This window comes from Acinetobacter sp. YH12096 (genome assembly GCF_013419215.1).
GTDB classification, from domain to species: Bacteria; Pseudomonadota; Gammaproteobacteria; order Pseudomonadales; family Moraxellaceae; genus Acinetobacter; species Acinetobacter amyesii.
Genome location: NZ_VPAM01000031.1, coordinates 1 through 14485, shown reverse-complemented (window position 1 = coordinate 14485; position 14485 = coordinate 1). Strand labels below are relative to the sequence as shown.

General features: G+C 42.9%; 15 protein-coding genes and 1 pseudogene. 10 read left to right on the top strand and 6 right to left on the bottom strand.

Annotated features, from left to right (window positions below; genetic code table 11):
* Positions 1-567: 567 nt before the first annotated feature.
* The 8 genes from FTU36_RS12610 (at position 568) to FTU36_RS12575 (ending at position 8737) form a co-directional block, all read left to right on the top strand.
* Entirely contained in the window at positions 568-1116 is a 549-nt protein-coding gene (locus FTU36_RS12610) for a lipocalin family protein (protein WP_168379793.1), read from the top strand.
* A gap of 136 nt (positions 1117-1252) precedes the next feature.
* On the top strand, positions 1253-2239 hold the full coding sequence (locus FTU36_RS12605) for an acyl-CoA desaturase (protein ID WP_120364913.1): 987 nt from the start codon (positions 1253-1255) through the stop codon (positions 2237-2239).
* Positions 2236-3519, top strand: a complete 1284-nt coding sequence (locus FTU36_RS12600) for an NAD(P)/FAD-dependent oxidoreductase (RefSeq protein WP_180041919.1) — start codon at positions 2236-2238, stop codon at positions 3517-3519. Before FTU36_RS12605 ends, FTU36_RS12600 begins: the two co-directional genes overlap by 4 nt.
* Before the next feature lie 9 nt (positions 3520-3528).
* Positions 3529-4323 carry a DUF1365 domain-containing protein gene (locus FTU36_RS12595; RefSeq protein ID WP_180118151.1) on the top strand — a complete coding sequence of 265 codons (795 nt, stop codon included), beginning with the start codon at positions 3529-3531 and terminating at the stop codon, positions 4321-4323.
* Positions 4320-5516: a cyclopropane-fatty-acyl-phospholipid synthase family protein gene (locus FTU36_RS12590; RefSeq protein ID WP_180041921.1), complete on the top strand. Its 1197-nt coding sequence runs from the start codon at positions 4320-4322 to the stop codon at positions 5514-5516. The genes FTU36_RS12595 and FTU36_RS12590 overlap by 4 nt, the downstream gene beginning before the upstream one ends.
* 25 nt (positions 5517-5541) lie before the next feature.
* On the top strand, positions 5542-6321 hold the full coding sequence (locus tag FTU36_RS12585) for a DUF1295 domain-containing protein (protein ID WP_180118149.1): 780 nt from the start codon (positions 5542-5544) through the stop codon (positions 6319-6321).
* An 8-nt stretch (positions 6322-6329) separates the two neighbouring features.
* Positions 6330-7379, top strand: a complete 1050-nt coding sequence (locus tag FTU36_RS12580) for a cyclopropane-fatty-acyl-phospholipid synthase family protein (protein WP_180118147.1) — start codon at positions 6330-6332, stop codon at positions 7377-7379.
* Between the two features lie 35 nt (positions 7380-7414).
* On the top strand, positions 7415-8737 hold the full coding sequence (locus tag FTU36_RS12575) for a HAMP domain-containing sensor histidine kinase (RefSeq protein WP_180118164.1): 1323 nt from the start codon (positions 7415-7417) through the stop codon (positions 8735-8737).
* A 17-nt stretch (positions 8738-8754) separates the two neighbouring features.
* Here FTU36_RS12575 and FTU36_RS12570 read toward each other — a convergent pair whose 3' ends face one another.
* The 4 genes from FTU36_RS12570 to FTU36_RS12555 all read right to left on the bottom strand — a co-directional run bounded on the left by FTU36_RS12570 (position 8755) and on the right by FTU36_RS12555 (position 11503).
* The gene (locus FTU36_RS12570; protein ID WP_180118145.1) at positions 8755-9441 is read right to left on the bottom strand and encodes a response regulator transcription factor; all 687 of its coding nucleotides are present in this window, start codon (positions 9439-9441) and stop codon (positions 8755-8757) included.
* 11 nt (positions 9442-9452) lie between these two features.
* Complete coding sequence (locus FTU36_RS12565) at positions 9453-9950, bottom strand: chalcone isomerase family protein (protein WP_180118143.1); 498 nt, start codon at positions 9948-9950, stop codon at positions 9453-9455.
* Positions 9926-10498: a nuclear transport factor 2 family protein gene (locus tag FTU36_RS12560; protein WP_004981561.1), complete on the bottom strand. Its 573-nt coding sequence runs from the start codon at positions 10496-10498 to the stop codon at positions 9926-9928. The genes FTU36_RS12565 and FTU36_RS12560 overlap by 25 nt, the downstream gene beginning before the upstream one ends.
* A gap of 123 nt (positions 10499-10621) precedes the next feature.
* A complete protein-coding gene (locus FTU36_RS12555; protein ID WP_180118141.1) occupies positions 10622-11503 on the bottom strand; it encodes a LysR family transcriptional regulator in 882 nt (293 codons plus the stop codon).
* Positions 11504-11605: 102 nt separating this feature from the next.
* On the opposite strand from FTU36_RS12555, the gene trpB reads away from it, so the two are divergent.
* Positions 11606-12817, top strand: coding sequence for a tryptophan synthase subunit beta (gene trpB, locus FTU36_RS12550; protein WP_180118139.1), 1212 nt, complete (start codon positions 11606-11608; stop codon positions 12815-12817).
* Positions 12814-13599 (top strand): tryptophan synthase subunit alpha, encoded by a 786-nt coding sequence (gene trpA, locus FTU36_RS12545; RefSeq protein WP_180118137.1) that lies wholly within the window; start codon positions 12814-12816, stop codon positions 13597-13599. Before trpB ends, trpA begins: the two co-directional genes overlap by 4 nt.
* A 122-nt stretch (positions 13600-13721) precedes the next feature.
* Here trpA and ribA read toward each other — a convergent pair whose 3' ends face one another.
* Both ribA and FTU36_RS12535 read right to left on the bottom strand, forming a co-directional pair.
* Positions 13722-14324, bottom strand: a complete 603-nt coding sequence (ribA, locus tag FTU36_RS12540; protein WP_180118135.1) for a GTP cyclohydrolase II — start codon at positions 14322-14324, stop codon at positions 13722-13724.
* A gap of 54 nt (positions 14325-14378) precedes the next feature.
* Positions 14379-14485: pseudogene (locus FTU36_RS12535) on the bottom strand (IS5/IS1182 family transposase); the annotation flags it as partial.

The window sequence follows — 14485 nt, the reverse complement described above, 5'->3', positions numbered from 1 at the left end:
AACAAGACTTTTTTCTAGTTGAGTTAACTATACCCTAAAAACAGGAGTAATCAAGTTTTTTTATATGTATATTTAATTATCTTATTAAAAATCTAGTTATCTGACTGATTTATATATTTTATTGTAATTATAATAAAACAAAGTTAATCTACTGGGGCAATAAATTTGACCAGTAAATGAATGCGATTATATAGCTCTGTAATAATAATATTAATGTTTTTAATTTCAGGAATGATGATTTTTTTACATATGCATAAAGCTTAAGCTTATATTAGCTTTCAAATTTGACTCTATTAATGATCACGGGATGTAAGAAAAAATCACCGAACCAAGCGGGTAGGACTAAATCTACTCATTTGCGACTGTGTTAGCTAAACCTATATAAAGATACTGATAATAACCTCATTCTAGGATAGCTAATTTTTCTCATAAAATGATTGTACGGACAATAAGGTTAATCCAGCTTAAATTATTCAATCACAAATACTGAATTTCACCATTTTATCTTCACGCTTTGTTCACACCCACCTGGGTTATCTTAAGTCTCAAATACAACAAGGCTTAAAAATGAAGATGCTATTCAAGTCGGTTTTTGCAGTTACAGCGCTGGCCATCATCAGCTTAAGCTTTACTGCTCGAGCTGAAACGGTTAACCCTCGGGCAGTCAATCAGGTGGATATCCAGCAGTATGCTGGTAAATGGTATGAAATTGCGCATTTACCGATGTATTTTCAGCGTAAATGTGTCTTGGATATCTCGGCACACTACACTGTCAATGCCGATCAGACCATGGGCGTCTTAAATAGCTGCCGAATTGAAAATGGTAAAATGATCAGCTCTGAAGGGGTGGCCTATCCGCAAAATCAGGGCAACAGCAAACTGAAGGTCAGCTTTTTGCCGCCAGGTTTAAGATGGATTCCGTTTACCAAAGGGCATTACTGGGTATTACGCGTCGATCCGGAATATAAAGTGGCGCTGGTCGGTGGACCGAGTACCAAATACCTGTGGATTTTATCGCGTGAACCGCAACTGGATGAAGCCACCTATCAGTCCTATCTGGAAACAGCAAAATATTATGGTTATGACATCACAAAACTGATCAAATTGCCGCATTAATCTGCTACCCTTTTGCCGAACTGCTTAGTCTCTCTACAGTTCGGCTTTTTTTATTTCACTTCACATAAAATTCATATCTGACTGATTAGACTCATCAAATAGAATAAAGACAACCGCTTGAAAGTAGGATGAGTCCATGTTGAAAAGCCTGATGCGATGGATAGACAGCTGGTCTACACCCACAGCGCCCGACACACTGACGGCTGAAAACAGCAAGATTCAGTGGCTCCGGATTTTACCCTTTATTTTGTTGCATCTGGCCTGTCTCGCCGTGTTCTGGGTGGGGGTGTCATGGTTTGCGCTGGGCTTTATGCTGGCGTTCTACCTGATCCGTATGTTTTCCATCACCGCTTTTTTTCATCGTTATCTGTCACATAAAACTTTTCAGACTTCGCGTCTGGTACAGTTCCTGTTTGTGCTGATGGGTACCATGAGTGCGCAGCGTGGCCCGCTCTGGTGGGCGGCGCATCACCGTTATCACCATCGCTATACAGATACCTTGCAAGACCCGCATTCCTCCACGCATGGTTTTTGGTACAGCCACGTTGGCTGGTTTTTAAATGAATATAACTTTGCCACGCGAAAAGAAGTCATTAGAGATTGGCTAAAATATCCGGAACTGATCTGGCTGGACCGTTTCAGTTTAATTGTGGTGCTGCTGACCGCGGGCGGGATTTATGCGCTAGGAGGGTGGCTGGCTATGACCTGGCCGCAACTCGGTACCTCCGGCCTGCAATTGCTGGTCTGGGGATTTGTGGTCTCCACTGTGTTACTGCTCCATGCCACTTTGTGTATTAACTCACTGGCACATCATTATGGTAGCCGGGATTTTGACACTGAAGATCACAGCCGCAACAACTTATTCTTGTCCATTATTACCTTAGGCGAAGGCTGGCACAACAATCACCATTATTATGCCGGCAGTACCCGGCAGGGTTTTTACTGGTGGCAGATTGATGTGACCTATTACCTGCTGAAACTCATGTCTTTGTTCGGGCTGGTCTGGGGACTCAAGCCCATTCCGGCACGTGTCTATGATGTCAGTAAAATTGCACGGGCTCGAAAACAGAAAAAAGCTGTGAAGACCGGCACTCCGATTATTCATTCAAAGGAATCACCATGAAAATTGCAATTATTGGTTCAGGTATTTCCGGTCTGTACGCTGCGTGGAAACTCAGCAAAGCGCATGAAGTCACAGTCTTTGAAAAGAATAACTACTTTGGTGGTCATACCGATACCCATCAGCTGAATATCGATGGTGAACAGGTTGCGGTGGACAGTGGCTTTATTGTCTTTAATGAGCATAACTATCCGCTGTTCTGCGCCATGCTAAAAGAACTTGGCATTCAATCGCAAAGCAGTGACATGGGCTTTTCGGTGAATAATCAGGTCACTGGCTTACAGTACAATCCTTCAAAAAAATTCTCGTTATTGTTCCGACCTCAAAACTTTTTTAATGCAGATTTTCGCGCGATGTTGTCGGATCTGTTCCGCTTCTATGCCGCCAATAAAGATCTGGATGTCGAGCATGTCGATGCACAGCTCAGTATAGATGAGTATCTGGATCAGCATGGCTATTCCGAAGCCTTCCGTCAGGAACATCTCTATCCGATGTGCGGGGCGCTGTGGTCCTGCCCGGTGGAACAGGCCGGACAGATTCCGTATAAGTTTGTGGTGAGCTTTTTCCAGCATCATCGCATGTTGCAGCTCAAAGACCGTCCTTTATGGCTGACGGTCAAGGGTGGATCAGCTCGCTACGTCCGTGCCATTCAGGCCCAGTGCAATATCACGCTTCGTAAAACTGCTGTGCATCAGGTGTCTCGCAGTGCCAATGATGTGCTGATTGAAACCCAACAGGGCAGCGAGCGTTTTGACTGGGTGATTTTCGCCAGCCACGCCGATGACAGCCTGAAACTGCTGAAAGACCCGACCGCGCAGGAGCTGGACGTGCTAGGCAAGTTCCGCTATCAGGATAACCGCATGGTGGTACATTCCGATACCTCTATCATGCCCAAATCCCGTCGCCAGTGGGCCAGCTGGCATGTACACGTCACGCCGACTCAGGTCACTGAACAGACGCCATTCCAGCACAGTGGCACACATTATGGCTTTAGCTACTGGATGAACCAGTTGCAGAACCTGAACTGCAAAACCCAGGTCTTTGCCACCCTGAATCCTAATTTTGCCCTGAATCCAAAAAAAGTCTGGGTAGAACGACATTACCGTCATCCGGTGTTCGATGCCCCGGCGATTGAAGCACAGCAACGCTGGGCCGAGGTCAACGGCCAAAACCGCACCTCATATTGTGGAGCTTACTGGGGTTGGGGCTTTCATGAGGATGGGGCGCGTAGCGCATTATGGGTAATCGATCAGCTATTAAAACAGGCTGAACAGGCAGCCTAGGAGCGCATGATGCAGATGTATCCACTGGCGATTGCCACTGCTGAAATCCGGCATCGACGTTATTTGCCCCAAGCCCATGCTTTTAGAACCCAGCTGAGCTATCTATGGTTTGATCCAGATCAACTCGCGACGTTTACCGGAAAATCCTGGCTGTGGTCATCTAACCGCTGGAATTTCCTGACCCTAGATGAGCGCGATTTTCTGACTATGGAATGTGGCTCGATTCGGCAGAAGATTGCACGCCTGCTGATCAAGCGGGAAAACTATCTGTTACCGCATGCCGCGTCTATCCGGGTGCTAGCTTTGCCACGAACACTCGGCTTTCGTTTTAATTCCGTAGTGTTTTATCTGGTCTTTGGTGCCACCGACCAGTTGCTCTTTGTGCTGAGTGAAATCACCAACACACCGTGGAATGAACGACAGGTCTACATTCACGATTGCCGGAACAATCCAGACGAATATGCGCCGTACCAGAGTCACCAGTTTGACTTTAAAAAGGCCTTTCATGTGTCGCCGTTCATGCCGATGGGGCTGGATTATCGCTGGCACTTCAGCTTTTCGGATCGGCAGAACGTGATTCATATGCAGCTGTTTGAGCAGGGAATCTTGCAATTCGATGCCACCCTGAAATTTTCCTTGCAGGCCATCACGGTTCCTTCACAGCAGCATCGCTATGCTGTACTCAAAGTTCTTGAACCCTTCAGGATGGTCAGCGGAATTTATCTGCACGCCTTTCGTTTATGGAAAAAGAAAGTTCCATTTTACCGACATCCTAAAAAAGAAAAAGGAAACACATTGCGATGAAGACACTATTCATGGGAGAGCAAAGCACACTGCCGATGGTACTTCGCCACCTGCTGAAATTACGCCATGGTCAGCTAATTTTTAAAGGCGTCTGGAACGGGGCTGTCGGGGAAAATAGCGATTTACAGGCGGTGATACAGGTGCATGATGTTCGTCTGATGGATCTGCTGTTCCGTAATGGTGTACTGGGTGCTGCCGAAGGTTTTATCCGTGGCTACTGGAGCAGTGAAGATCTGGTCGATGTGATCCGCATTTTGGCACGTAACCGCGATGTGCTGGACCAAATGAATCAGAATGCAGTGGCCAAAGCCAGCCAGTTACTGTTAAAGGTCTGGTATAAATCGCGCAAGAATTCGATTGATGGCAGCCGCAAAAATATTGCCGAGCATTATGACCTGAGTAATGACTTTTTCAAGCTATTCCTGGATTACAGCATGATGTATTCCAGTGCGGTGTTTAAAGAACCCTGTATGAGCTTGGAACAAGCTTCAGATTATAAAAAAGAACTGATCTGCCAAAAACTTCAATTGCAACCGATGGACCATTTGGTTGAAATTGGCAGCGGCTGGGGAGGCTTTGCCATTTATGCGGCTCAGCATTATGGCTGTAGGGTGACTACCATTACCATTTCCAAAGCTCAGTACGATGAAGCACTCGCCCGAGTTGCTGCAGCCGGACTGTCACATCGTGTGACTGTGCAGCTGAAAGATTACCGCTTACTGGAAGGCAAATACGACAAGCTGGTGTCGATTGAAATGATCGAGGCCGTAGGTGAGCAGTATTTATCCACCTATTTCCAGAAATGCCGTGAGCTGCTAAAACCGAATGGTCTGGCCCTGATTCAGGCCATCACCATTGAAGATGCACGCTATGCCAAAGCCCTGAATACCGTGGACTATATCAAGCGCTATATTTTCCCGGGCAGTTTTATTCCCTGTATCAGTGTCATGACCCAGACCGCTTCCGAACAAAAACTGCGTCTCAAACATCTGGAAGATATAGGCCAGAGCTATGCCCAGACCTTGCACTGCTGGCGTCAGCGTTTCTTGCAGCAGCATGATCAGGTACTTGGGCTTGGCTTTGATGAGCGTTTTATCCGCATGTGGGATTTTTATCTGTGTTATTGCGAAGGTGGCTTCCGCGAAGGCGTGATCAGTGATGTACATCTGCTGTTCGAAGCCAGTGCCTACTAAGCCAAGATAAAGCAGGAGGGCCGAAATGCTGCTGAACTTACTGATGCTGAATGTCTTTATCATGCTCTGTAGCTGGGTGTTGGTGACCTATAACCGTAGAGCAGGGCTGGTCGATGTCGCTTGGAGTTTCAGTATTGCCCTCAATGTGATTATTGCCGCTTGGGCGATTGACAGTGCACCGATGTTGGTTCGCTTATTTCTGGGACTGGCGAGTGGGATCTGGTTTTCACGGCTGACTTGGCATCTGTTACGGCGCTATGCCAGTGAAACCCAAGAAGACACGCGTTATGCCAACATGCGCCGAGCGATGGGGGATTATCAGCATCTTGGTTTTCTGGTGTTTTTTATATTTCAGGCAGGTTTGGCTCTACTGTTTTCTTACCCAATGCTGAAGTTGATAAGTATCTCGACCGAGCAATGGAATGACTGGACTTTGGTCACTGTGATTGTAGCGGGCATGATCATGCTATCCGCTTTGATAGGCGAAAGCACTGCCGATCAGCAACTTTACCGTTTTAAGCTAGATGCACAGAATCAAGGTAAAACCATGGATCAGGGCTTGTGGAAATACTCACGCCATCCGAATTATTTTTTTGAATGGCTGCATTGGTTTGCCTATCCAGTACTTGGTCTGGCAGCAGGATGCTATGAATTATGGATTTATCCGCTGCTGATGTGGCTATTCCTGTACTACCTTACGGGTATTCCATTTAGTGAAAAACAGGCCCTCACCCACCGTGGTGACAACTATAAAGACTATCAACGACGAACTTCAATGTTTATTCCGTGGCCACCCAAAGAGTAGGTAAATACATGGACTTTATGATTCAAAAATCTTTAGAACTGATCGAAAATGGCAAGGTGCCAGACCCAGTGATTCGTGCTGGTATTAAAATCTTGAGCAAAAAACGTTTGGCACAAGAAGGTCGGTTTAACCCCGCATTGGCAGCGCAGCGCTATATGGATGTGCTGACCATGCTGAAAAACAGCAAAATTGCCATTGAGACAGACAAAGCCAATGAGCAGCATTATGAACTGCCGACCGCATTTTTTCAGGCAGTACTCGGTAAGCGTTTGAAATATAGCGCGAGTCTATTTGAACATGCCGATATGACGCTAGACCAAGCCGAAGAAGCTGCCCTTGCATGCTATTGCCAGCGAGCACAACTGAAAGACGGGCAGGATATTTTGGAAATTGGCTGCGGTTGGGGTTCTTTAAGTCTATATATGGCCGAGCATTATCCAACGGCCCGTATTACAGTCGTGTCAAATTCTTCAACGCAGCGCGAGTATATTCAGGAACAAGCCCGTTTAAAAAAACTGGATAACCTTAATGTGATCACTTGTGATGTCAATGTGTTGCAACTTGAACCTGCGTCATTTGACCGTGTGGTATCGGTGGAGATGTTTGAGCATGTACGCAACTATCAAAAACTGTTTGAAAATATTAGTATTTGGCTCAAACCAGATGGCTTATTGTGGTGTCATATTTTCTGTCATCGTTTCTTGCATTACCCGTTTGAAGTCAAAAATGAGTTTGACTGGATGTCGCAATATTTCTTTAGTGGTGGTTTGATGCCAGCAGCCTCAACTTTCCTACATTTTCAGCAGCATTTACAGCTAGAACAGCACTGGCAATGGGCGGGTACGCAGTATGAACGTACCGCAAATGCTTGGCTAGAAAATATGGATGGTAAACAGGCCGAGCTAAAACCCTTATTTGAAAAAACTTATGGCGCGGATGCCGCAATCTGGTGGCAGCGCTGGCGGATTTTCTTTATGGCCTGTGCCGAGCTATTTGGTTATGACCATGGACGCGAGTGGGTCATTGGCCACTTTCTGTTAAAGAAGAAAGCCGTATAATTGAACAATGGGATTGGCCAGCGGGGAATGCATCAATGTTAAAGCTGTTTAGAGACAAACGTGATCATCCTCTGGGTGAGGTGTTTAACCGCTATTACTGGCTGCAAATCGGATTCATTGCCCTGTCTGTGGTGATTGGGATTGGCTTCAGTGCCTGGGTGATTAAAGGTTCTTTGCTCAGAACGGCGCTAGAACAGGAGATGTCACACTACTGGCAGCGATTAGAACGTAATCCTGCCGCAGAATTGCCCGATACCAAAAACCTGTATGGTTACCGCTGGAACACTGTGCCACCCTCCCAATTTAAGAATATGTCACTTGAGCAAGGGGTGAATCGGCATTTTGTCGATGGTAAGGAACGCATGACCGTTTATGGCGAAAAAGATGGGCAGCATGTCCTGTTGGTCTTTGGCGAAAGCAATGTCAATAAACTGGTCTGGCTGTTTGGTCTGGCACCACTGATGGTCAGCTTGTTTGTACTTTATAGTATCTTATGGTGGTGGAACCGCCGTGCCCGGCGCTATTTTTCTCCCATTACTAGGCTTGCCAACGCACTGGAACATATTGATTGGGAAGATTATAAAAATCAGGCTTCACCGTTTCATGGCATCCGGACTGATTCAAATCTGGAAGCGGAATATCTGAAGCAGGCGCTAGAAAAATATCATCAGGTATTAAGCGAGTTTATTCAGCGTGAACGTGAATTTACTGGTGATGTGAGTCATGAGCTTCGCACACCACTCACCATCTTAAAAGGTAATGTGCAGTTGTGTCAGGCACGCTATGGGGACAATAAATTATTTACTCGCTTGAACAACACCATTGAAGACATGCAACTATTAGTTGACACACTACTGGCTATCGCCCGTAATGCCACCAATACTTTAACCGCTGAATCGACTTTGCTTTCAAAATGTCTGGAAAATCTAGTTCAGGATCTGGATATTGTTAGCCATAACAAAGGCATGCGGATAAATTTTCAAAAAGATCTAGACGAACAGCCACGTAAACTTTACCCGTCGATGACCAAAATGGTATTTGGCAATATTTTGCGGAATGCACTGAATTATTCACAAGGCACAGAAATTGATGTCATTCTGCAAAAAAATACAGTATTGATTGCAGATAATGGTGTCGGCATTCCTTTACCGAATAACTCAAAGGTGCAAGAACTGTCGGGGCAGCAATTGCAATTAGAGATCAAAGGTCATGGCATTGGACTGCAATTGGTACAGAAGTTGTGCAAGCAGCTTGGCTGGCGGGTGGAGTTGTTTGATCGCCAGTATTATCTCAATACCCATCAGGATGTTGATCTGGCGATAACGACCGGACTGATTGTCGTCGTGTATTTAAATTAAGGCTGGGCTTCGAAAGCTTAATCTTCTAAAGTGATCTTTAACCCTACACCAGATATGGTATGAATTAGCTTTTGCTCAAAAGGCTTATCGACCATTTTACGCAAATTATAAATATGACTACGCAGGGCATCGCTTTCAGGCTCTTCATCCCCCCAAAGCTCTATCATAATTTCCTGTTTAGTCAGAACTTTAGGCGAATGACGCATCAGTAGTTTGAGCAGTTTGAACTGAATGGGAGGCAGTTCAATGGGTTGTCCTGCACGAGTCAGTTGCTGTGTTGCCGGATCCAGAATCAGATCATGAATTTGAAGACGGCCAGAGGAGACTTCACCCAGTGAGCGCTTGATCAAAGCTTTGACTCGAACCACCAGCTCATTAAAGTCAAATGGCTTGACTAGATAATCATCCGTGCCTGAATTGAAACCTTTGAGTTTGTCATTCAACGTATCGCGTGCGGTGAGCATCAGCACAGGGAGGTCCATACCTTCTTTATTTCGTAGCCATTCACATAGTTCATAACCCGAACCATCAGGTAAATTAATATCTAAAAGTAAAATATGATAGCGTTGCTGCTTGAGCAATTGGCGCGCAGCATTTAGGTTTCGAGCATGATCGACCACAAAACCATGCTCTTCTAGAAACTCGCATAAGGTAGATGCCAGTTCGTAATGATCTTCAACCATCAAAATAAAATGTTTAGACATAACTGTAGAGACTACTTTATTAATTGCTGTTTTAATTTAGCACTAAATGGCTGAGGACCTAGCCATATATTAAAATATTGCTGGGCCTGCTGGTTCTGGAGTTGTCCCTGCAGTTTCTGGTTTAAGTATAGGCTTAATGTGTGTGTGGCATGGCTATATTTTAGTTGGTATAGATCTCCTGAGTTCACTGGACGATACAGATCGGTGATTGGATTGAAAACAGCCTGAATCTTTTGATCTTTGATATTACGTTGGAGTAGATGTGTGGCCGCACGTTTGAATGCCCATTCTGGAATATTCTGAGTATAGGTAAAATCCATCTGCATGTTTTGGCCTTGCCAAGGCTGATTACAGTTTTGCGCAAAGTAACTGGCAACACCGACCTGTTTTTGTCCCACCATGAGTGGGCCATTACCACATTTATTTAAGGTCTGCGCATGCGCCCACGAACCGAAACTACCGAGCATCAGTACAGTGGTTATGGCTACTTTTTGAAAGGCAGTACCCATGAATAGGTTCCTCCTACATATGGCAAAGAACGATACAGACCATTGGCTGGATCCCAGAAATCTTGTTGGAAAATAATCTGATGGTTTGGGTTGACCTTTATTTCACTGATTCCAAATGAATCCATTGTTCGTGTCTTCCCGAACATTTTAAAATCATAAACCATATGCCAATGCACATAGGCAGAGTCTTGATGATATGAAGTATTTAATAGACTGACAGTTACATTACTCACCCGCTGGTTCATACCTTGAAAATGTTCAAGCAGTTTTTTACGCGATGAAAATTGCGACAGAGTGTCGTTAATAAAAAGCTGATCTGCATACAGTGCTCCAGCATTTTCAACGAATTTAGGTGTGCCCAACGTATTAAATGCGGAAGTGAAGCGGGTGCCGATTTCTAGTGCTTTTGCATCATCTAAGGGTATTCCTTGAATACTCGCTCTGGCATTTGCATAATCAGAGGAATAACGAGGAACACTTTTACATCCTGACAGGAAAAGCACGGGTAAGGATAAGGCAATTGCCATTAACGTTTTGACTTGATTCATGTTCACTGTCCATCTTCACCGTTTATCCTCACACTTTAGGGGAGCTAGAGTGAACAGAATGTGAAGATAGAAGTTCAAGTCAGTACATTGAATAGAATTGTGGTGATCAATGATTAATTTTTTTTAAACTTTTTCTTCAGCCATTAACCAATGAATAATATTCATGACATCATGATTCTCATTGTTTTTTCTGACCAGTGCATAAAAATTATAGTCACAAAAGATAAAACCAAAAGGGGCAATGATTCTTCCATTTAAAATTTCTTTTTCGACTAAAATTTGAGGGGCTATGGCAATTCCTAACCCAGACACAGCCGCTTCTATCATTAAATTGAGACTATCAAAATAACGATCATTCGCTTTTGGGGAAAAGTTAATTTTGGACTGATCAAACCATGTATGCCATGCACTTTTATTTGAGTGGGTATGAAGTAATGGATAGTTTAAAAGATCATTTACGCAATGAAGAAGATTTATTTCACGATTACAAATAGGCCCCATGTTATCGGGAAATAAAAGATATTTATTCAAAAAGCTGGGAAGTAGATAATGCTCACTGACGCTATTGATAAATATGTCAACTTTCTCTTTTTCTAACAATTTTAAGTCATTACATGTCATTAATTTGATATGGATATTGGGATAAATGACTTCGAGCTTTTCTAATCGAGGAATCAGCCAATTGGCCATAAAACTATGAGAAGCGCCTATGACAACTTCTACTTCTGATGTTTTATTTGTTAACTCAAAGACGCATTGTTCTAAACGATTAAAAAGCTGCGTACAAACTAGCGATAATTCTTCGGCATCCGCCGTCAGAGAGATGGTCGAGGAATGTCGAATAAACAATTTTTTATCGAACCATTCTTCTAGCTGTTTTATTTGATGGCTAATCGCACTATGGGTGACACATAATTCTTCCGCAGCTAAGCTGAAACTTTTATTTCTGGCGACGGCCTCGAATGCTTTTAAAGCATTAAGGGGAGGGAGTGTTCTGCGCTTCATGTTGTAAAATTTTCTAACATCATCAGCTCAAAATATATCAATTATCAAAAAAATGAAAATATTTTAAGATCAAACAAATTTTGATAGTAAAAGAGATATGAGATGACAACCCCTTATACAGGTAATGGTCCTGATGAATTGGGATTTTTTGGTAAATTTGGCGGATGTTACATGGCAGAGAGCTTAATGCCTGCACTTCAAGAATTAGAGCAAGCCTTTAATACTGTTCGGCATAAACCTGAATTTTGGGCTGAATATCAACAGATTTTAACGGACTTTGTTGGTCGCCCTAGTCCGCTTTTCTATGCAAAAAACCTAACAGCTTATGCAGGAGGTGCTCGAATATATCTCAAGCGAGAAGATTTGAATCATACGGGTGCGCATAAGATCAATAATTGTGTTGGGCAAATCTTATTGGCCAAATTTATGGGGAAAACCAGAATCATTGCAGAAACTGGTGCTGGACAACATGGGGTTGCAACAGCAACAGTTTGCGCACTGTTTAAGATGAAATGTACCATTTTTATGGGAGAAACAGATATTCAGCGCCAACAAATGAATGTTGAACGCATGAAATTACTCGGTGCTGAAGTCAGAAGTGTTCAAAAAGGTCGTGGGACTTTAAAAGATGCGATGAATGAAGCATTACGTGACTGGATTCGTCATGTTGATACAACCTATTACCTGTTGGGTACGGGTGCAGGCCCTCATCCATATCCCACGATGGTCAGAGAATTTCAGAAAATTATTGGTCTAGAAGCCAGAAACCAAATACTCCTCAAAGAAAATAAACTGCCTGATGCTTTGGTTGCTTGCGTTGGTGGTGGATCAAATGCACTAGGGTTGATGCATCCTTTTCTAGAAGACCTAAATGTCAAAATGTTTGGCGTTGAGGCTGGTGGAAAAGGAACAAATAGCGGTGAACATGCCGCCTCTATTTGCAAAGGTCAAGTTGGTGTGCTGCATGGCAATTTAACCTATTTATTACAAGATTTAGATGGGCAGATTTTAGAAGGACACTCTATATCAGCCGGCTTAGATTATCCTGGCGTTGGCCCTGAGCATGGCCTTCTGTTTGAAACAGGACGCGTGACATACACGGCTATAACCGACCAAGAAGCTGTAAATGCATTTCAGCTTTTAAGCCAACGGGAGGGCATTATTCCTGCTCTTGAGAGTTCCCATGCGATTGCGTATGCGATTCAACTTGCTCAAGAAATGCAGCCAGAACAGATCATTATTGTCAATTTAAGTGGCAGAGGTGACAAAGACTTAAACACGGTCAAAAAATATCTTGCAGGAGCTACAGCATGAACCGTCTAGATCAAACATTAGAGCAATTGAAACTGGAAAATCGAAGCGGTCTGGTCTGTTATTTTACTGCTGGAGATCCTAATTTCACAGAAAGTTGTCATCTGTTAAGCCAATTGGGTCAAGCTGGGGCTGACATTATTGAAGTTGGCATTCCATTTTCAGATCCAGTGGCAGATGGAGAGATCATTCAGGCAGCGCATCTTAGGGCTTTAGGTGCAGGTCAAACGCTAAAACAGACCATTGAGTTGGTAAAAGCAATCAGGCTACATGATGAAAAAACACCAATAATTTTCATGACTTATTTAAATCCGATTATGCAATATGGTTTCGAGATACTTATCGCCGAAACAGAAAATCTTATAGATGGAATATTGATTTTAGATGCTCCATATGGATATCGAGAAAAATTCGAAGTGCAGTTAAATAAAAAAAATATGCATTTAATTGCAATGACCGCGCCGACGACCCCAGTTGAAAGGTTAGAGCAAATCTCAGCGCGCGCGACAGGTTTTTTATATCATGTTGCAGAAAATGGCTTAACAGGAGGAGACTTCAATCTGTCTAATCTTGAGAAAAAGATTGCTGAAATCAAGCCTATTTTTAATATTCCAGTTGCAATTGGTTTTGGGATCAAAAATGAAAGTCATGTTAAAGCATTAGCCAATAAAGCAGATCTTATTGTTATTGGTTCAGCGCTCGTCGATACTTTTTTTAATAAGGGGATGAATGCGACTTTAGAAAAAGTCACAGCTTTTTCGCAAATACTTAGAGAAAATAAATAATTTCCTGTTTCTTTAATCCGTATATTTAAAGTTAATTTATCAAGAACCATATCTGATAAAACCCTCTCCCATGAGGGAGATGGAACTTTGTATCTGGATTTTTTACCGAAAGTGATCGCTTCTTAGAAATCACTATTATCATACAGATGTGACATACGTTTTTGCTTTGTCTCTAGATAAGCTTTGTTAAAAATATTTAAGCCAACTTTTAATGGAATCCGTTCAACAACATTAATTCCTAAATCAGTTAAAGATTTAATTTTAAGCGGATTATTTGTAATGAGTTTTACATTCTTTATTTTTAAATAATCTAACATAATGGTGCACATGTCATATTTACGAGCATCTGCTGGTAAATTTAATAATAAATTGGCGTCAAGAGTATCATGTCCTTGGTCTTGAAGTGCATAGGCTCGAATTTTATTGGTTAAGCCTATGCCACGGCCTTCTTGGCGCAGGTATAAAATTACCCCTTGACCTGCATCATGAATCATTTTCATGGTTGAATGTAATTGGGGGCCACAGTCACATTTGAGTGAAGCAAAAGCATCACCTGTTAAGCACTCTGAATGTATTCTGACTAGTACAGGTTGATTTGGACCAGCATTCATCCCTTTAGTAAGAGCGATATGTTCTTCACCAGTACGTTGGTCTTGAAACGCTATAATTTCAAAATCGCCAAACGCAGTAGGTAATTTTGATTTAGAAACAAATTCTATAGCCACAGAAGAATACACCTATATAAATTTATATTTGATACAATAGATTTCTTTCATAAGTCATTTTTCACTCAGCTCCAAGTTATAAATTCCAGCAATTAGATTGAATCTCAATGCTAGTCTTTTGCCTCGATTGCGATATCGCTCAGCAAGAATTTTGAAGGTTT

Coding starts and splice junctions, on each gene's coding strand:
- FTU36_RS12610 (WP_168379793.1), top strand. CDS start 568: ATGAAGATGCTATTCAAGTCGGTTTTTGCAGTTACAGCGCTGGCCATC.
- FTU36_RS12605 (WP_120364913.1), top strand. CDS start 1,253: ATGTTGAAAAGCCTGATGCGATGGATAGACAGCTGGTCTACACCCACA.
- FTU36_RS12600 (WP_180041919.1), top strand. CDS start 2,236: ATGAAAATTGCAATTATTGGTTCAGGTATTTCCGGTCTGTACGCTGCG.
- FTU36_RS12595 (WP_180118151.1), top strand. CDS start 3,529: ATGCAGATGTATCCACTGGCGATTGCCACTGCTGAAATCCGGCATCGA.
- FTU36_RS12590 (WP_180041921.1), top strand. CDS start 4,320: ATGAAGACACTATTCATGGGAGAGCAAAGCACACTGCCGATGGTACTT.
- FTU36_RS12585 (WP_180118149.1), top strand. CDS start 5,542: ATGCTGCTGAACTTACTGATGCTGAATGTCTTTATCATGCTCTGTAGC.
- FTU36_RS12580 (WP_180118147.1), top strand. CDS start 6,330: ATGGACTTTATGATTCAAAAATCTTTAGAACTGATCGAAAATGGCAAG.
- FTU36_RS12575 (WP_180118164.1), top strand. CDS start 7,415: ATGTTAAAGCTGTTTAGAGACAAACGTGATCATCCTCTGGGTGAGGTG.
- FTU36_RS12570 (WP_180118145.1), bottom strand. CDS start 9,441: ATGTCTAAACATTTTATTTTGATGGTTGAAGATCATTACGAACTGGCA.
- FTU36_RS12565 (WP_180118143.1), bottom strand. CDS start 9,950: ATGGGTACTGCCTTTCAAAAAGTAGCCATAACCACTGTACTGATGCTC.
- FTU36_RS12560 (WP_004981561.1), bottom strand. CDS start 10,498: ATGAATCAAGTCAAAACGTTAATGGCAATTGCCTTATCCTTACCCGTG.
- FTU36_RS12555 (WP_180118141.1), bottom strand. CDS start 11,503: ATGAAGCGCAGAACACTCCCTCCCCTTAATGCTTTAAAAGCATTCGAG.
- trpB (WP_180118139.1), top strand. CDS start 11,606: ATGACAACCCCTTATACAGGTAATGGTCCTGATGAATTGGGATTTTTT.
- trpA (WP_180118137.1), top strand. CDS start 12,814: ATGAACCGTCTAGATCAAACATTAGAGCAATTGAAACTGGAAAATCGA.